Origin of the sequence: Cellulosimicrobium sp. 22598 (assembly GCF_052044445.1) — a bacterium.
GTDB classification, from domain to species: domain Bacteria; phylum Actinomycetota; class Actinomycetes; order Actinomycetales; family Cellulomonadaceae; genus Cellulosimicrobium; species Cellulosimicrobium cellulans_G.
In genome coordinates this window covers 107,798-125,680 of sequence record NZ_JBQEMZ010000006.1, presented here as the reverse complement: position 1 = coordinate 125,680, position 17,883 = coordinate 107,798, and the positions used below count along the sequence as shown (strand labels likewise).

The window sequence follows — 17,883 nt, the reverse complement described above, 5'->3', positions numbered from 1 at the left end:
CGGTCCACGCCGGGGCCGCCCCGGAGCAGGTGCCGGGCAGAGACGCCCGCGATCACCCGCTCGCGGGCGGCGCCTGGCACGAGGGACACCAGAAGACCGGACGTTCGTACGGCGGCTCGTTCGCCGTACCTTCTGCGACAGGCGTGCCACAGACGTGGCACGCCTTTCGTGTGCGCGCGTGCACGTGACGCACGACGCCGGCCCGGGGGTCGAACCCGTGCCGGACGGTGCGCTGCATGAGCGCTCGTGCCGTCGTGAGCACGCCCGCGAGGTCCTCGACGTCCCGGACCGGCGTCCACGGGTAGATCCGCTCCGCGAAGAGCGACTCGGCCGTGTAGATCGTGCCGATGCCGGCGACGAGGTGCTGGTCGAGCAGCGCCTCCGCGACCGGGACGCCGGTCCTCTCCCGGCCCGGCCGGTGCCGTGGCCCGGTGCCGCCCGCGGCGTCGTCCGCCCGCAGGCGCACGACGGCCTCCACGACCCCCTCCGTGGGGAAGTCGTCGGCCAGCACGTCGGGGCCGAGCGGGCCGGTGATGGTCGGCTCGTCGGCGGTGCGCAGCACGTGGAGCATCCCGATGCGGTTCCCGACTGCCGTCCACCACGCGTTGGCGAGCACCACGCGCACCGACGGCTCCGCGGCGCGCGCGTCCCGGGCGCCCGTGCGCGCGATCCGCCACGACCCCTCCATGCGCAGGTGCGTGTGCAGCGACCGACCGTCGTCGAGCCGCGTGAACAGGTGCTTGCCGTACGGGACGTTCGCCACGACCGTGCGGCCCGTGAGGTCGGCCTCCGCGGCGGTCGGCCACCGCAGCTCCGCGCGCACCAGCACACGCCCGGCGAGCGCCTCGTCCAGACGCGCGGACACGAGCCGCAGGATGTCACCCTCGGGCACGGCCGTCCCTCCCGATGCTCGGCGGGCGTCCCCGGCTCCCACCGGGTCGTGATCGCAGGGGTGCCACGTCAGGCCGCCCGCAGACCGCGCGGCGTCGCGCGGAACCCGGCGTCGAGGAGGGCACGGACCGCCTCGTCGGCGGACGTGGCCGTCGTGCCCGCCCCGGCCAGCGCCTCGACGCCGTCGACCCGCTGCACCACGACCTTGCCGAGCCGGCCCGCGCGCACCGCGCGGACGAGCTCGGCGCTCGCCTCCGCGAGCCGCGGGCCGTCGACGAACGAGAGGACCGACCGTCCTCCGCGCTCGACGTACAGGGCGAGGTCGCCGTCGCTCAGCACGACGACGGCCCCGGCCTTGCGCCCGGGGCGGTGCCCGCGAGACGCCTCGCCACTGGTCGCCGCACGATCCGACGGCGCTCCGCCGCCGGCCGGCGCGGCCGCCGCGGTGCCCGGCCCCGGGCTCGCCGCGGCCGGTCGCGCGGGCCACGGCAGCGCGGCCCCGTAGGGGTTGGCGGGGTCGGTCGCCGCGAGGAGCACCGCGCCCGGGCGAGGGCCCCCGCGCGACGTGCCGTCGTCGGGACGCGGCCGAGGCAGGCCGTCCGGCCCGGTGCCCGACCCGCGGGCCGCGGCGGACTCGATCGCCCGCTCACGGTCCTGGGCGTCGGTGCGGAGCTGGTCGACCGCGCCCGGCAGCGCGAACTGGGAACCGCCGAGGTGCTCGACGAAGTACCCGCGCCGCGCCGCCCCGGTCGCCTCCAGCTCGCTCAGCACGCGGTACACCGCGCGGAACGACCCCGCGACGCCCTCGGCGGGGGCGACGGCGCGCGTGAGCACCCCGTGCCGGTCGAGCAGCACGCGCGCGAGCGCGTGCGCGCGCCGGGTCGGGTCGGTCTCGCGCGGCGGCAGCGCCGACCAGCGGCCCGCTCCGCCGCGCAGCGTGGTGTCCGGGGACGTCGGCGGCCGCAGGCCCGCGAACCGGCCGCGCCCCACCGGACGGGCGCGCGCGGGAGCCCGGGGGGCGCGGTGCGCACCACCGCCCGTGCCGAGCCGGGCGCGCAACGAGCCCAGCCCGTCGTTGGTCACGTGCCCCGACCAGACGAGGTCCCACAGCGCCTCGAGCGTCGGCCCGACCTCGGCGCCCGCCCGCTCGGCGAGCCGTGGGAGGAAGTAGCCGCCCGAGCCGTCGAGCAGGTCGAGGAGGGTCGCGTGGAGCCCGGTCTCCGGCGCGGGACCGGGGTCCGGCAGCGTGAGCGGCGCCCACTCGGCCAGGTGGAGGCTCACGAGCCCGTCGCCCCCGCCCGAGCCGGGCAGCGGGGCGTGGCCGCACCACACGACCTCTCCGGTCGTCGTGAGCTCGTCGAGCATCGTCGGCGTGTAGTCCGTGACCCGCGACGGCAGGACGAGCGTCTCGAGCGCCGACGCGGGCACGGCGGCCCCCGAGAGCTGCTCGACGACGCGCAGGAGGCCGTCGGCCCCGCGCAGCGCACCCAGCCCCTGCCACCGCGGGAGGAAGACGCCGAGGGTCTCGGACGCCACCGGTTCGACCTCCGCGCGCAGCGCGGCGAGCGAGCGGCGCCGCAGCACGCGCAGCACCTCGGCGTCGCACCAGTCGTCGCCGGTGCCCCCGATCGACTCCGGCCGCAGGCGACCGCGGACGACCATCCGGGCGGCCTCGAGCCGCTCCAGCGTCTGCGCCACGACGGCGACGCCGAGGCCGAGCCGCGCCGCGACGTCCGCCGCGGTGAACGGTCCGTGGGTGCGCGCGTGGCGCCGCACGAGGTCGCCGAGCGGGTCGGGCACGGGCTCGGTGAACACCTCGGGGATGCCGACGGGCAGCGCGACGCCGAGCGCGTCGCGCAGTCGCCCGGCGTCCTCGACGACGGCCCACTGCACCGCCCGCCCGGGGACGACGCCCGCCAGCCGGACGCGGATCACGCGCCGGGCCGCCTCGAGCTCGCGGAGCCATTCCTGTGCGCCGGCGCGCACGTCCTCGCGCGTGCGGGCCGCGACCTCGGCGTCCGTGAGGGGGCCGACGCGGCGCAGCACGTCCCACACGTCCTCGGCGTGGCGGGCCTGGCGTTCCGGCGCGAGCGCGCCGAGCTCCGCCTCGGTCCGCTCGATCTGCGCCGGGTCGAGCAGGTCGGCGAGCTGGGCCGCGACGCCGTCCCCGTCGAGCAGCTCGGCGAGCAGCGTCGGGTCGAGAGACAGCGCCGCCGCCCGCCGCTCCGCGAGCGGGGCGTCGCCGTCGTAGAGGAACTGCGCCGTGTACCCGAACAGGAGGGACTGTGCGAACGGCGACGGCGTCGGCGTCGTCACCTCGACGAGGCGCACGCGCCCGGCGGCGAGGTCGCGCATGAGGTCGGTGAGCGCCGCGACGTCGAAGTCGTCCTGCAGGCACTCGCGCGCGGCCTCGAGGACGATCGGGAACTCGGGGTACTGCGACGCGACCGACAGGAGCTGGGCGGAGCGCTGGCGCTGCTGCCACAGCGGCTGGCGGCGGTCCGGGCGACGCCGGGGGAGCAGGAGCGCGCGCGCCGCGGCCTCGCGGAACCGGGACGCGAACATGACGGACCCGCCGAGCTCGTCGCGCACCGCGTCGAGGACCTCGTCGGGGTCGAGGAGCAGGTCCTCCACGGGGACGACCGGCGCGTCGCCGCCGAGCCCGCCGGTCCCGTCGCTCGACCCCTCGAGCCACGGGTCCCCGGTGTCGGGCAGGCGCAGGACGATGCCGTCGTCCGCGTGCATCGCGGCGGCGTCGACGCCGTACCGCTCCCGCAGCCGCGCGGCGAGCACGAGCGCCCACGGGGCGTGGACCTTCGCCCCGTAGGGCGAGTGCACGACGACGCGCCAGTCCCCGAGCTCGTCGCGGAACCGCTCGACGACGACCGTCCGGTCGTCCGGGACGCGGCCGGTCGCGTCGCGCTGCTCGCGGAGGTAGGCGAGCAGGTTGTCGCTCGCCCACGCGTCGAGCCCCGCGGAGCGCAGCCGGTCGGCCGCGGCGTCGTGGTCGTCCGCCGCGAGGGTGTCGGTCTCGCGGACCCAGGCACCGAGGGCGCGGCCGAGCTCGGCGGGCCGGCCGGGGGAGTCGCCCTTCCAGAACGGCAGGCGCCCCGGGATGCCCGGCGCCGGGGTCACGAGCACGCGGTCGGGCGTGATGTCCTCGATGCGCCACGTGCTCGACCCGAGCGTGAACGTGTCGCCGACGCGCGACTCGTACACCATCTCCTCGTCGAGCTCGCCGACGCGCTTCCCGCCGCGCGGCGCCCGGCCGCCCGCGGTGTCCGGGTCGCCCGCGACGGTCCCGGAGTCCGTCGCGAGGAAGACGCCGTACATCCCGCGGTCGGGGATCGTCCCGCCGCTCGTCGCGGCGAGGCGCAGCGCCCCGGGACGACCCGTGATCCGCCCGGACGCGCGGTCCCACACGATCCGTGCGCGCAGCTCGCCGAAGTCCTCGCTCGGGTAGCGTCCTGCGAGCATGTCGAGCACCGCGTGCAGCGACGCGTCGCCCAGGTGGGCGTAGGGCGCGCTGCGGCGCACGACGGTCGCGAGCTCCGCCACCGTCCACTCGTCGACGGCGACCATGGCCACCACCTGCTGCGCGAGCACGTCGAGCGGGTTCGCGAGCACGTGCAGCTCCTCGATGCCCCCGGTGCGCATGCGCTCGGCCACGACGGCCGACGGCACGAGGTCGCCCCGGTGCGTGGGGAACACGACGCCGTGCGAGACGGCGCCCACCTGGTGCCCCGCGCGCCCGATGCGCTGGAGCCCGGACGCGACCGACGGCGGGGCGCCGACCTGCACCACGAGGTCGACCGCGCCCATGTCGATGCCGAGCTCGAGGCTCGACGTCGCGACGACCGCGGGCAGCCGTCCGTCCTTGAGCTCGGTCTCCGTGCGCGTGCGCTCGGCGCGGCTCATCGACCCGTGGTGCGCGCGGGCGATGACGGGCTCGACGCCGGAGCTCGCGCCCGACTGGGCCTGCACCTGGGCCGCGGTGACCGTCCCGGGGTCGAGGACGTCCTCGCCCTGACGCTCCGCCCACACCTCGTTCATGCGCGCCGTGAGCCGCTCGGCGCCCCGGCGCGAGTTGGTGAAGACGAGCGTGGAGCGGTGGTCGGCGACGAGGTCGACGACGCGCTCCTCGACGTGCGGCCACACCGACGGCCGCGGCGGGCGCACGTCTGGCGCCCCGGTGGGTCGCGAGGTCGCCGGACCCGACAGGTCGGGCTCGCCCGGGGGCAGGGGCGGAAGGCCGTCGGTCGTCGTCCCCGGCGCCGTGGCACGCCCACCGGGATCGTCTGCCCCCGCCGCCGTCCGCCTCGAGGTGTCGGGCACGAGCGCGGCCGTGCCGAGGTCCGCGAGGTCGGGGACGGGCACCACGACGTCGACCTCGATGCGCTTGCTCGCGGGCGGCTGCACGACGACCACCTCGCGCCCGGCCTCCGCCTCCGGGCGGTGGCCGCCGAGGAACGTCGCGACGGCCTCGACGGGTCGGACCGTCGCCGAGAGCCCGACGCGCTGCGCGGGCGGTCGGCCCTGCGCCTCCAGGAAGGCGTCGAGCCGCTCGAGGGACACGGCGAGGTGCGCGCCGCGCTTGGTCCCCGCCACGGCGTGGATCTCGTCGACGATCACCGTCTCGACGCCCGCGAGGCCCGCACGGGCCTGCGAGGTCAGCACGAGGAACAGCGACTCGGGCGTCGTGATGAGGATGTCCGGCGGGTGCGTCGCGAGGCGCCGCCGCTCGCTCGTGGGCGTGTCGCCCGTCCGGGTGCCGACGACGACGTCCGGCACCTCGAGCCCGAGGCGCACCGCCGCCTGCCGGATGCCCGCGAGCGGCGACCGGAGGTTGCGCTCGACGTCGGCGGCGAGCGCCTTGAGGGGCGACACGTACACGACGCGGCAGCGGTGCTCCCGGGCGACCTCCTCGCCGGCCCTCGGCGCGCCCATGATCCGGTCGAGCGACCAGAGGAACGCCGCGAGCGTCTTGCCCGACCCGGTCGGGGCGACGACGAGCGCGTGCCGGTCGCTCGACACCGCGTCCCACGCCCCCGCCTGCGCGGCGGTCGGGGCGTCGAACGCGCCCGAGAACCAGGAGCGCGTGGGCGCGGCGAAGCGCGCGAGCGGGTCCGTGGTCACCCGCTCATTGTCGTCGCGCCCACCCACACGCGCCGCGCGACGGGAGACCGGTGTGCCGCCCGCGCGAGGGACGGCGGCCGAGCGCCGCGTCGGCGCGCCGACGCCGCGTGCCGGGACGCGTCGCCCGCCGCGGGGCCGGGCCCGTCCGGGCGAGGAGGGGGTGGACCCGCCCCTCGTCCGTGGGAGGCTGGTGCCGTGCGCTACCGCGAGTTCTCCGAGCTGGTCGACGAGGTGTTCGGCGCGTCCCTGGGACGCGCCTACGTCCGTGAGCAGGTGCTGTCCGCGCTCGACGACCGGACGGCCGCCCAGGCCCTCGAGGACGGCGTCGAGCCGCGCGTCGTCTGGCACGCCCTGTGCGACGCGCTCGACGTGCCCGACGCGCGGCGCTGGGGCCACGACGACCACCGCCAGGCGCCGCCCCGCCGGTGAGCGCGGCACGCCGGGTCCCGGCCTCCGACCCGGTCGAGGGGCACACCGCGCCGCGCGCGACCATGATGGCGCCATGAGCGTCCCCGCCCGTCGTCGCCCCGCGCCGGGGCCGCGCGTCACCGCCGCGGACGTCCGCGGCGCGGTCTGGTCGCTCGTCTCGACGACCGTCGGCCTGGGGCTCGCGATCTGGTTCGTGCCCGGGGTCGAGGTCACCAACCCGTGGTCGCTCCTCCTCGCGGCGCTCGCGGTCGGTCTGGGCGACGTGCTCCTGCGCCCCGTGCTGCGGAGCCTCGCGCACCGGTTCGGCGTGGTCGGCGCGCTCGTGTCCGGCGTGGTGGCCCAGCTCGCGGTCGCGTGGGCGGCCCTCACGTACCTGCCGGGGTTCCGGAGCGGGTCCTGGGTGGACGTCCTCGCGGTCCTCGTGCTCGCCGCCGTCCTCATGGCGATCGGGCGCTGGGTCGTGGGGGCGAGCGACAACGAGTACGTCCTGGGCGACCTCCTCCGGCGCGCGCGCCGGCAGGCCGGTCTGCCGCGACGGGACCGCGGCGCGGTGGGCGCGGCCGAGCGCCCGGCCGGCCTGCTCGTCGTCCTGCTCGACGGCGTCGCGCGCCCCACGCTCGACTACGCGCTCCAGGCCGGGCTCACCCCGACCCTCGCGCGCTGGCTCGGGAGCGGCAGCCACCACCTCACGACGTGGTGGGCCCGCGTGCCCGCGACCACGCCCGCCTCGACGATCGGACTCCTGCACGGCTCGACCGAGCACGTGCCCGCGTTCCGCTGGTGGTCGCGTGCCCTCGGGCGGCTCGTGGTGACGAACCGGCCCGCCGACGCGGCGGCGGTCGAGGCCCGCACGAGCGACGGTTCCGGGCTGCTCGCGGGCGGGGGAGTCGCCGTCTCCACGATGTTCTCCGGCGACGCGGCGACGAGCCTGCTCGTCATGAGCCGGGCGCGCGAGGGGCTCGGGCCCGGCCAGATGTTCGTGCACTTCTTCGCGAGCCCGTTCGTGCTCGTGCGTGCGGTCGTCGTCGCGCTGGGAGAGTTCTTCAAGGAGCTCTACCAGGGCTGGCAGCAGGCCGTGCGCGGCGTCGAGCCCCGCGTCTCGCGCCTCGGCTGGTACCCGGTGCTGCGCGCGGTCACGAACGTCGTGCTGCGCGACCTCAACACGACGCTCGTCGCGGAGCAGCTCGTGCGCGGGGCGCCGGTCGTGTGCGTCGACCTCGTCGACTACGACGAGATCGCCCACCACGCCGGGCCGCTGCGCCCCGAGTCGCTCCGCGCCCTGGAAGGCCTCGACCGCGTCGTCGGGCTCTGGGAGCAGGTCGCGGCCGTGTCCCCGCGCCGGTACGACGTCGTCGTGCTGTCCGACCACGGGCAGTCGCTCGGGTCCACGTTCGAGCAGGTCGAGGGCCGGTCCTTCCTCGACGAGGTCCGTCGTCTGATGGCGCTCCGACCCGGCCCGCACGAGGGCCCCCGCGCGGGCGAGGGCAGGTCGCGGGGTGAGGGACGCCGTCGGGCCACGGCCCCGGACAGCGAGGCGTGGGGCCCGACGAACACGGCCCTCAACGCCCTGCGGCCCGCGGCGCCCGAGGCCGTCCCGGAGGGCGCGGGGCGCATGCTGGTCGGCCCGGACCGCTCCGAGCGACGCGGCGGTCCCGGGGCCGCCGCGCTGCCCGAGCTGCCCAAGGTCGCGGTGGTGGGGTCGGGCAACCTGGGCATGGTGTGGTTCCCGCGCGAGCCGCGGCGGCTCACCGGGGACGAGGTGCGCGCGCGGTGGCCCGCGCTGCTCCCGGGCCTCGTGGCCAGCCCCGCCGTCGGCGTCGTCGTCGAGCGCGGGACCGGCGGCGCGCTGCGGGCGCACGGACGGGGCGGCTCGCGCGACCTGCGGACCGGGGAGGTCGTCGGGCAGGACCCGCTCACGGGCTACGGGTCGCGAGCGGCGGCGGACCTGCTGCGCGTCGCGGACCTCGAGGACGCGGGCGACCTCGTGCTCGTCTCGCGCGTGGACGAGGTCGGGATGGTGCACGCGTTCGAGGGGCTGGTCGGGTCGCACGGCGGCCTCGGCGGGGCGCAGAACGAGGCCGTGCTCCTGCATCCCGCGCACCTGGCGCTGCCCGACGACGAGCTCGAGGACGTGGACGGCGCGCGCATGCTCGTCGGGGCCGAGGCGGTCCACCGGCGGCTCGTCGCCTGGCTCGGCGACCTCGGCCTGCGACCCGCCGCGCCCGCGGCGGAGGGGGAGCCGTGAGCGTCCGCGTGACGTGGCTCGGTCACTCGAGCGTCGTCCTCGACCTGGGCTCCGGCCGCGCCGGCGTCCCGGGCGTGCGGCTCGTCACCGACCCGCTCCTGCACCGGCACGCCGGGATGCTGCGGCGGCGCGGGGAGAGGCCCGCCGCGGTGTGGCAGGGCAGCGACGCCGTCCTCCTCTCGCACCTGCACCACGACCACGCCGAGCTGCGCTCCCTGCGCCTCCTCGGCGACGCGCCCGTGCTCACCGCCCCGGCGAACGCGCGGTGGCTGCGGGCCCGGGGCCTGCGCGGCGTCGGGCTCGACGACGCGTGGCACGCGGTCGGTCCGGCCGCGGCGGGGGTCGAGGTGCGCCTCGTGACGGCGGTGCACGGGCACCGGCCGATGCCGCACCGGCCCAACGCGGCGAACGGGCACCTCGTGCGGTCCGACGGTCCGCGCGGCGTGCGGGTCTGGGTCGTCGGGGACACCGAGCACTACCCGGACATGGTCCACCTCCCGGCGCTCGCGGGCGGCCCCGTGGACGTCGCGCTCGTCCCGGTGGGCGGGTGGGGCCCGCGCCTGTCGGGCGGGCACCTCGGCCCCGCTCAGGCGGCGCGGGTGTGCGCCGAAGTGGGCGTCGGCGTCGCGATCCCGGTGCACTGGGGCACGCTGCACGCACCGGGCGGACGGCACCTCCCGCGCGGCTGGATGGACCACGCGGGGGCGGCGTTCGAGGCCGCCGCGCAGCGCGAGGCGCCGGGCACGCGGGTCGTGGTGCTGCGGCCGGGGGAGGCGTGGTCGTCGTCCGGCGACGCGCGAGACGCGTGACACGCCGAGGTGCGCGTTCCGGGATCGAACACGTGTTCGGCTAGAGTTGTGCACAGGGCCCGCCGCGGCGGGCCCAGGACGCCGGTCCAGCACGACGATCCACAGGTTCGCGGGTCGCCGGAGCCGCGTGTCGGTGGCTGCCCGTAGCGTCGGGCCACAACGAACAGATGAACGTCGAACCGAAGGTGGACTGACATGCCCGCACCCGCAGACCGCGAGAAGGCGCTCGAGGCAGCCCTCGCCCAGATCGACCGGAGCTTCGGCAAGGGCTCCGTCATGCGCCTCGGCGAGGAGGGCCGCGCTCCCGTCGAGGTCATCCCCACGGGGTCCATCGCGCTCGACATCGCGCTCGGGATCGGCGGCCTGCCGCGCGGGCGCGTCATCGAGGTGTACGGCCCGGAGTCCTCCGGCAAGACGACCGTCGCGCTGCACGCGGTGGCGAGCGCGCAGCGCGCGGGCGGGATCGCGGCGTTCATCGACGCCGAGCACGCGCTCGACCCCGAGTACGCCAAGAAGCTCGGCGTGGACACCGACGCGCTGCTCGTCTCCCAGCCCGACACGGGGGAGCAGGCGCTCGAGATCACGGACATGCTCATCCGCTCGGGCGCGCTCGACATCATCGTCATCGACTCCGTCGCGGCCCTCGTGCCCAAGGCCGAGATCGAGGGCGAGATGGGCGACAGCCACGTCGGCCTCCAGGCCCGCCTCATGTCGCAGGCGCTGCGCAAGATCACGGGTGCGCTCAACGCGTCCGGGACGACGGCGATCTTCATCAACCAGCTCCGCGAGAAGATCGGCGTCTTCTTCGGCTCGCCCGAGACGACGACCGGTGGCAAGGCGCTGAAGTTCTACGCGTCCGTCCGGCTCGACATCCGCCGCATCGAGACGCTCAAGGAGGGTACCGACGCGGTCGGCAACCGGACCCGCGTCAAGGTCGTCAAGAACAAGATGGCCCCGCCCTTCAAGCAGGCCGAGTTCGACATCCTCTACGGCGTCGGCATCTCGCGCGAGGGCGGCCTCATCGACATGGGCGTGGAGCACGGGTTCGTGCGCAAGTCCGGGTCGTGGTTCACCTACGGCGGCGACCAGCTCGGCCAGGGCAAGGAGAACGCGCGCTCGTTCCTGCGCGACAACCCGGACCTCGCCAACGAGCTCGAGAAGAAGATCAAGGAGAAGCTCGGCGTCGGCGCCAAGGTCGACGCGCCGGCCGACCCGGCTGCGGGCGTGACGGTCGCGGCCGACGGTGCTGCGGCTCCCGCCGCGGCGAAGGCACCGGCCGCGGCCGCCAAGGGGAAGAAGTCGCCGTTCTGATCGGCGGGCAGGGCGGGGACGAGGGCGTCGAGCGCTCCGACCCGCCCGAGGTGGACGACGGGCGTCGTGCCGGCCGCACGGCTGCGCGGCGCCCGCGCCCGACCCTCCACGAGCTCGTCGAACGGGGCGAGATCAGCGACGCCGATCTCGCCGAGCGTGCTCGGGAGACGGTGCTGCGCATCCTCACGGCCGCACCGAAGAGCCGCGCGGAGCTCGCGCAGTCCCTCGCGCGCAAGGGCTATCCGGAGCACGTCGTGCTGCCGATCCTCGACCGCTTCGAGGAGGTGGGTCTGGTGGACGACGCGCAGTACGCCGAGATGATCGTCCGCACCCGGCACGCCGAGCGCGGGCTGTCCCGCCGCGCGATCTCGACCGAGCTGCGGCGCCGCGGCATCGACGGCGAGGTCGGCGCCGCGGCGCTCGAGCAGGTCGACGACGACTCCGAGGCCGACGCGGCGCTCGAGCTGGCGCGCACGCGCCTCGCCCGCACGCGCGGCCTCGACCGCGACGTGCGTGTGCGCCGGACCGTCGGGGCGCTCGCCCGCAAGGGCTACAGCCCGTCGCTGGCCTTCGAGATCGTCCAGCGCGAGCTCGACGCCGAGACCGTCGAGCCCCCGCTCGACTGAGTCCGTCAGCGGGTGGCGGAGACCGCGGGCGCGTCCTCGGTCGGTCCACCCGCGACGACCGTGGGGTTGCCGATGCCGGGGCCGGCGGCGGTCGCACCCGCGGTGCGACCGCTGAGGAAGCGGGAGAGCCAGCGCGCCACGAGCGTGAGCAGCCAGTTGATGACGATGAAGATCACCGCGGCGAGCACGAGCGACTGCAGGATGTTGCCGTTGCCGACGCCGTAGAGCTGCGCGGCCCGCAGGAGCTCGTTGTACGTGATGATCTGCCCGAGCGCCGAGTCCTTGAGGACGACGACGAGCTGGGACACGAGCGCGGGGAGCATCGCGATGAGCGCCTGCGGGAGCTGGATCGACCGCAGCGTCTGTCCGGCGGTGAGCCCGATCGCGAGCCCGGCCTCGCTCTGGCCTCGCGGGAGGTTCCCGACGCCCGAGCGGACCAGCTCCGCGATGACGGAGCCGTTGTAGAGCACGAGCGCGAAGACCACCGCGAGGAACGGCGCGTCGTCGACCTTGCTCAGACCCAGCAGCAGCCAGAAGAAGATCATCATGAGCAGCACGGGGACGGCGCGGAAGAACTCGACCACGACGCCGCTCACGATGCGCACGGCGCGCAGGTGCGAGAGCCGCCCGGTGCCGAACACGAGGCCGAACGCGAGCGCGCCGACGATCGCGAAGCCGGCGGCGCGCAGCGTGTTCTGCAGGCCCGGGATGAAGTAGTACTGCCAGGCGTCCGACGTGAACAGCGAGGACCACAGCTCCGGGGCGAGCTGGCCCTTGCGGCCGAGCGCGACGAGCACGAGCGCCGCGACGCCGAGCACGACGACCGCGCCGATCACGTTCCCGACGAGGATCGCGCGCCGGGCGCGAGGGCCGGGGGCGTCGAAGAGGACGGACTGCTGGGTGCTCATCGGCGGACCGCCAGTCGGTTCGAGAGGGACGTGGTGAGCAGGCCGATGGGGATGACGAGGATGACGTAGCCGATCGCGAACGTCAGGAAGATCCCGTAGATGTAGTTCGAGTTGAACTCGATCATGTTCTTCATGAGGCTCGACGTCTCCGTCGTCACGCTCGCCGCCGCCGCGACGGTGGAGTTCTTCAGCAGCGCGATGAGCGTGTTGCCGAGGGGCGCGACGGAGCCGCGGAACGCCTGGGGCAGGATGACGAGGCGCGCCGCGGGCAGGAACGACAGGCCGATCGCACGCGCCGCCTCGGCCTGACCGATCGGCACGGTGTTCACGCCCGACCGGATGGACTCGCAGACGAACGCGGCGTGGTAGATGGAGAGGCCCAGGACGGCGAGCCGGAAGAAGTTCGCCGCGAAGTCGGGGGCGAGCGTGACGTTGAGCTGGCCCCACAGCCCCAGCACCATGAACGTCATGATGATCGTCAGCGGGGTGTTGCGGAACACGTTGACGTACGCGGTCCCGGCCCAGCGCAGGCTCGGCACGGGGGAGATGCGCATGAGCGCGAGCGCCGTGCCCAGCACGAGCGACAGGATCGCCGCCCAGAACGTCAGCTGGATGTTGACCCAGAACGCGCCGAGCACGTCGTACTCCCGGGCGAGCGCCCAGGTCTGCGACAGGTAGTCACCCACGGTTGGTGGTCCTCCGGGAGGGTACGTGCCGGGCCGAGTCGACGGCCCGGCGGCCGGGGGAGCGGCGCGCCGTCGCGCGGCTCCCCCGGCCGTGGACGGTCAGGCGCAGGGGTCGACCGTCGGCGGGTTCTCGCTGGCGTTGGGCGTGTACCCGGTGCCCTCGGTGTTCTTGGTGACGAACTCCTCCCAGGAGCCGTCCTCGATCATCTTCTCGATCGCGGTGTTGACGTCCTCGCAGATGTCGTTGTCCTGCGGGAGCCCGACGCCGTAGCGCTCGGTCGAGAACGGCGCCCCGACGACCTTGACCTTGCCCTTGTTGGCGGGCTGGGCCGCGAGGCCCGCGAGGATGATGTCGTCGGTCGTGACGGCGTCGACCTGGCCCGCGGTGAGGGCGGTGACGCACTCCGCGTACCCGGGACGCTCGAGGAGCTGCACGCCCGCGGCGTACTCGTCCTTGATGCGCTGCGCCGACGTCGAGCCCGTGACGGAGCACAGGTTCTTGCCCTCGAGCGACTCCGGCCCGGTGATGTCGGTGTTGTCCTCGGCGACGAGCAGGTCCTGCCCGGCCACGAAGTACGGCCCGGCGAACGCGACCGTCTCCTTGCGCGTGTCGGTGATGGAGTAGGTCGCGAAGATCATGTCGACCTGGCCGGTCTGGAGCATCGTCTCGCGCTGGGCGGACGGCGCCTCGACCCACTCGATCTGGTCCTCGCCGTAGCCGAGCTCGCCTGCCACGTACGTGGCGACGTCGACGTCGAAGCCCGTGTAGGTGGAGCCGTCCTGGTACCCGAGCCCCGGCTGGTCGAACTTGATGCCGATCTTGATCGAGCCCTCGGCGCCACCGCCGGTGTCGCCCGTGTCGGTGGCCGTGTCGGTCGCGTCGTCGCCGCCGCCGACCTCGCCGCCGCCGCACGCCGCGAGCGTGAGCGCGGTGAGAGCGGCCAGCACGGCAGCACCTGCGTGTCGTGTGCGCATCGTTCCTACCCTTCGTGAGTGGTGGCCGCCCGTCGAAGGTGTGCCTCGACGGTCGACCGGGTTCTGGGGCTGTCGGGCCGGGCTCGTGCGTGCCCGGGGGTTCAGTGGGTGAGGATCTTCGAGAGGAAGTCCTTGGCGCGGTCGCTCGTGGGCGCCGTGAAGAACACCTCGGGGTGGGCCTCCTCGACGATCTGGCCGTCGGCCATGAAGACGACCCGGTTCGCGGCCTTGCGGGCGAAGCCCATCTCGTGCGTGACGACGATCATCGTCATGCCCTCCTTGGCGAGCGCGACCATGACGTCGAGGACCTCGTTGATCATCTCCGGGTCGAGCGCCGACGTGGGCTCGTCGAAGAGCATCACCTTGGGCTGCATCGCGAGCGCGCGGGCGATGGCGACACGCTGCTGCTGCCCGCCCGAGAGCTGGGCGGGCATCTTCTGGGCCTGGTTCTTCACGCCGACGCGGTCGAGCAGCGCGAGCGCACGGTCCTTCGCGACCTTCCCCTTCTCGCGGCGCACCTTGACGGGGCCGAGCGTGACGTTGTCGAGGATCGTCTTGTGGGCGAAGAGGTTGAAGGACTGGAAGACCATGCCGACGTCGGAGCGCAGCCGCGCGAGCGCCTTGCCCTCCTCGGGCAGCGGCTCGCCGTCCACCAGGATCTCGCCGGAGTCGATCGTCTCCAGCCGGTTGATCGCCCGGCAGAGCGTCGACTTGCCCGACCCCGAGGGGCCGATGACGACGAGCACCTCCCCGCGCCGGACGGTCAGGTTGATGTCGCGGAGCACGTGCAGCTCCCCGAAGTGCTTGTTGACGTCGCGCAGCTCGACGAGCGGCTCACCGAGGACCTGCTCGGCGGGGCGGGGCTGAGCGTCCTGCGCGCTGCGCTGCGCGTCGGACGGCGAAGAGGTTTCGTCGGCCATTCCTGGACACTATGTCCCTTCTGTTGCACGGTGCCACCTCATCCGGCAACAGTCGGGCAACAGTTCCGTAACACGGCACCCGGCGCCGTACCCTGGACGGTGATGTCCACGATCGCCCCCGCCCCCGTCCCGGCCGCACTCGCGCCTCGCGCCGTCCCCGCCGCGTCGGCCGACGACGCGCGCCCGCGCACCTACGTCGTCCGCACGCTCGGCTGCCAGATGAACGTCCACGACTCCGAGCACATGGCCGGGATGCTGGAGGAGGCGGGCTACACGCGCGCGAGCGCGGACGACGAGGCCGCGAACCGCGCCGACGTCGTCGTCATCAACACGTGCGCCGTCCGGGAGAACGCCGCGACGCGTCTCTACGGGAACCTCGGCCAGCTCGCCTCGGTGAAGGCCGCGCGGCCCGGGATGCAGATCGCCGTGGGCGGCTGCCTCGCCCAGAAGGACCGCGGCACGATCGTCGAGAAGGCGCCGTGGGTCGACGTCGTCTTCGGCACGCACAACCTCGACGCGCTGCCCGTGCTGCTCGAGCGGGCGCGCCACAACGAGGCGGCCCAGGTCGAGATCGCCGAGTCGCTGCAGGTGTTCCCGTCCACGCTGCCGACCAAGCGGGAGTCGGTCTACGCGGGCTGGGTGTCGATCAGCGTCGGCTGCAACAACACGTGCACGTTCTGCATCGTCCCCCACCTGCGCGGCAAGGAGCGCGACCGGCGCCCGGGCGAGGTCCTCGCCGAGGTCGGGGCGCTCGTCGAGGCCGGAGCCATCGAGGTCACCCTGCTCGGCCAGAACGTCAACAGCTACGGCGTCGAGTTCGGCGACCGCGGCGCGTTCGCCAAGCTCCTGCGCGCGTGCGGGACGATCGACGGCCTCGAGCGCGTCCGGTTCACGTCGCCGCACCCGGCTGCGTTCACCGACGACGTCATCGCGGCCATGGCCGAGACGCCGAACGTCATGCCCCAGCTCCACATGCCGCTCCAGTCGGGCTCCGACCGGATCCTGCGCGCGATGCGCCGCTCCTACCGCTCCGAGCGGTTCCTCGGGATCCTCGACCGGGTGCGGGCGGTCATGCCCGACGCCGCGATCACCACCGACATCATCGTGGGCTTCCCGGGCGAGACCGAGGAGGACTTCGCGGAGACGATGCGCGTCGTCGAGGCCTCGCGCTTCTCCTCGGCCTTCATGTTCCAGTACTCGCCCCGCCCGGGCACGCCCGCCGCGACCATGGACGAGCAGCTCCCCAAGGAGGTCGTGCAGGAGCGGTTCGAGCGGCTCCAGGCGCTCCAGGAGCGCATCGCGGGCGAGGAGTCGGCCCGTCAGGTCGGCCGGACGATCGACGTGCTCGTGGGTGAGGGCGCGGGACGCAAGGACGGCGCGACGCACCGCGTGACCGGCCGCGCCCCCGACAACCGGCTCGTGCACCTCGCGCTCCCCGAAGACGTCGTGCCCGGGGTGCCCGACGACGCCGCGTCCGCCGGCGCGGGAACGCCCGGGTCCGTCGACCCGCGCCTCGCGGACGACCTCGACGGCCGCCTGCCACGGCCCGGCGACGTCGTCACGGTCGAGGTCACACGCTCCGCGCCGCACCACCTCATCGCCGACTCGGCGCTCGCGGACGGCGGCACGTTCGCGGTGCGTCGCACCCGGTCCGGCGACGCGTGGGCGACGCGCGAGCGCGCCCGTCTCGGCGGTGGCGACGACGACCACGGGCACGGTCACGGCGGTGGCGCCGCGTCCGGTCCCGTCGTCCTCGGCCTCCCCACGGTCCGCGCCTGAGCAGCGAACCCCACCGGCGGAACCGGCCGCTCGCGCCGGGACGTCCTGACCGGCGTCAGTCGTCGAGCGTCCCCGGGGGGAGCTGCGCGCCGATGGCGTGGAAGAGCTGTACGGCGGTGCCGAGACCGCACGAGACGGTCTGGGCGAGCTGGTCGTCCGTCGCGCCGTGCTCGAGGTCCACGGAGACCTCGGCGTAGAGCGCGAGCCGGCCCGCCTCCTCGCGGACGTAGACCTTGGGCCAGATGCGCTCGCGGTTCCAGTCGTTCACGGCCTGCAGCGTCACGAGCCGGGACTCGAGGGGGAGCGACGTCGACCAGCGCCCCCGCACCTGGAGGATCTCGGAGCGGTCGCCGAGCAGCAGGAACCAGAAGCGGTGCCCGTCCCACGTCCCGGTGATGTCCCCGTCGTCGTCCACGCGGAAGTGGTAGCCGCGACGGGTGAGGTGGTCGCCGATGCGCGCCATCGACAGCGCGCGCGGCAGCTCCTCCTCGCGCGGGAGCGAGTCGGGCGCCTTGGGGCGGCGGTTGCCGAACAGACGCGTGAACCAGTTGGTACGGGCCTGCGTCATGGCGCCTGCCTCGCCGGGTCGGGGTAGAACTCGTCGAGCGCGTCGAAGAACATCGACCCGGTGCTCAGCCCGCACTGGAGGAGCTGGTCGAGCTGGTCGTCCGTCACGCCGTGCTCGAGGTCCACGGTCACCTCGGTGAAGACCTGGATCATCCCGTTGTCGCGCACGCGCGTGTACGTCTTGGGCCAGATCCGGTCCGCGTTCCACTCGTTGCAGAACTCGAGGATCTCCTCCAGCCGCTCGAGGGCGAGGTCACGGTTCCACTGACCGCGGACCTGCAGGATCTCGTCGCCGTGGCCGAAGAGCAGGAAGTAGAACAGCCGTCCGTGCCACAGCCCGCCCACGTCGCCGTCGGAGTCGACGAAGTAGCTGTAGCCGCTGTCGGTGATCCACTCGACGACCCGCGAGAGGGACAGGGGAGTCGGGGGACGCAGCACGTCCGTCGCGACCTGACCCAGCTCGCGCGCCAGGAGGTCCTCGACCTGCGACTGCAGCTCGTCCCCGGAGCGGCCGGGCACACCGCCGCCGTCCGGAGCCCCGCCGGGATCACCGTCCCGCCGGTCGTCGTCGTCCCGCGCCCCGAAGAACCTCACCCACCCA

General features: G+C 74.8%; 14 protein-coding genes. 6 read left to right on the top strand and 8 right to left on the bottom strand.

The features are described 5' to 3' along the window. Positions 1-52: 52 nt before the first annotated feature. Together ACTJIY_RS08445 and ACTJIY_RS08440 are read right to left on the bottom strand one after the other, a co-directional pair. Complete coding sequence (locus tag ACTJIY_RS08445) at positions 53-892, bottom strand: DNA-formamidopyrimidine glycosylase family protein (protein WP_440674177.1); 840 nt, start codon at positions 890-892, stop codon at positions 53-55. A gap of 68 nt (positions 893-960) precedes the next feature. Further along, the gene (locus ACTJIY_RS08440) at positions 961-6,027 is read right to left on the bottom strand and encodes an Lhr family helicase (RefSeq protein WP_440674178.1); all 5,067 of its coding nucleotides are present in this window, start codon (positions 6,025-6,027) and stop codon (positions 961-963) included. 195 nt (positions 6,028-6,222) lie between these two features. Between ACTJIY_RS08440 and ACTJIY_RS08435 the strand changes: the two genes are divergently transcribed. From ACTJIY_RS08435 to ACTJIY_RS08415, 5 genes are all read left to right on the top strand, one after another. Further along, entirely contained in the window at positions 6,223-6,456 is a 234-nt protein-coding gene (locus ACTJIY_RS08435; RefSeq protein WP_087471778.1) for a DUF3046 domain-containing protein, read from the top strand. 73 nt (positions 6,457-6,529) lie between these two features. After that, complete coding sequence (locus ACTJIY_RS08430; RefSeq protein ID WP_440674179.1) at positions 6,530-8,701, top strand: alkaline phosphatase family protein; 2,172 nt, start codon at positions 6,530-6,532, stop codon at positions 8,699-8,701. Then, positions 8,698-9,510 (top strand): MBL fold metallo-hydrolase, encoded by an 813-nt coding sequence (locus ACTJIY_RS08425; protein ID WP_440674180.1) that lies wholly within the window; start codon positions 8,698-8,700, stop codon positions 9,508-9,510. The genes ACTJIY_RS08430 and ACTJIY_RS08425 overlap by 4 nt, the downstream gene beginning before the upstream one ends. A 195-nt stretch (positions 9,511-9,705) precedes the next feature. Then, on the top strand, positions 9,706-10,821 hold the full coding sequence (gene recA / locus ACTJIY_RS08420) for a recombinase RecA (RefSeq protein ID WP_253051329.1): 1,116 nt from the start codon (positions 9,706-9,708) through the stop codon (positions 10,819-10,821). A 50-nt stretch (positions 10,822-10,871) separates the two neighbouring features. Next, positions 10,872-11,447: a regulatory protein RecX gene (locus ACTJIY_RS08415; protein ID WP_440674181.1), complete on the top strand. Its 576-nt coding sequence runs from the start codon at positions 10,872-10,874 to the stop codon at positions 11,445-11,447. Between the two features lie 5 nt (positions 11,448-11,452). Here the strand turns inward: ACTJIY_RS08415 and ACTJIY_RS08410 are convergent, their stop codons facing one another. The 4 genes from ACTJIY_RS08410 to ACTJIY_RS08395 form a co-directional block, all read right to left on the bottom strand. Beyond that, a complete protein-coding gene (locus ACTJIY_RS08410; RefSeq protein ID WP_439157531.1) occupies positions 11,453-12,355 on the bottom strand; it encodes an amino acid ABC transporter permease in 903 nt (300 codons plus the stop codon). After that, entirely contained in the window at positions 12,352-13,041 is a 690-nt protein-coding gene (locus tag ACTJIY_RS08405; protein ID WP_253051332.1) for an amino acid ABC transporter permease, read from the bottom strand. The genes ACTJIY_RS08410 and ACTJIY_RS08405 overlap by 4 nt, the downstream gene beginning before the upstream one ends. A gap of 99 nt (positions 13,042-13,140) precedes the next feature. Then, the gene (locus tag ACTJIY_RS08400) at positions 13,141-14,016 is read right to left on the bottom strand and encodes a glutamate ABC transporter substrate-binding protein (protein WP_440674182.1); all 876 of its coding nucleotides are present in this window, start codon (positions 14,014-14,016) and stop codon (positions 13,141-13,143) included. A 101-nt stretch (positions 14,017-14,117) separates the two neighbouring features. Beyond that, positions 14,118-14,936: an amino acid ABC transporter ATP-binding protein gene (locus ACTJIY_RS08395; protein ID WP_253051334.1), complete on the bottom strand. Its 819-nt coding sequence runs from the start codon at positions 14,934-14,936 to the stop codon at positions 14,118-14,120. Positions 14,937-15,038: 102 nt separating this feature from the next. Here ACTJIY_RS08395 and miaB point away from each other — a divergent pair, with 102 nt between their 5' ends. Beyond that, the gene (miaB, locus tag ACTJIY_RS08390; protein ID WP_440674183.1) at positions 15,039-16,715 is read left to right on the top strand and encodes a tRNA (N6-isopentenyl adenosine(37)-C2)-methylthiotransferase MiaB; all 1,677 of its coding nucleotides are present in this window, start codon (positions 15,039-15,041) and stop codon (positions 16,713-16,715) included. Positions 16,716-16,770: 55 nt separating this feature from the next. Here miaB and ACTJIY_RS08385 read toward each other — a convergent pair whose 3' ends face one another. After that, entirely contained in the window at positions 16,771-17,283 is a 513-nt protein-coding gene (locus ACTJIY_RS08385) for a YbjN domain-containing protein (RefSeq protein ID WP_052877713.1), read from the bottom strand. Next, entirely contained in the window at positions 17,280-17,876 is a 597-nt protein-coding gene (locus tag ACTJIY_RS08380; protein ID WP_440674184.1) for a YbjN domain-containing protein, read from the bottom strand. Before ACTJIY_RS08380 ends, ACTJIY_RS08385 begins: the two co-directional genes overlap by 4 nt. Positions 17,877-17,883 lie beyond the last annotated feature (7 nt).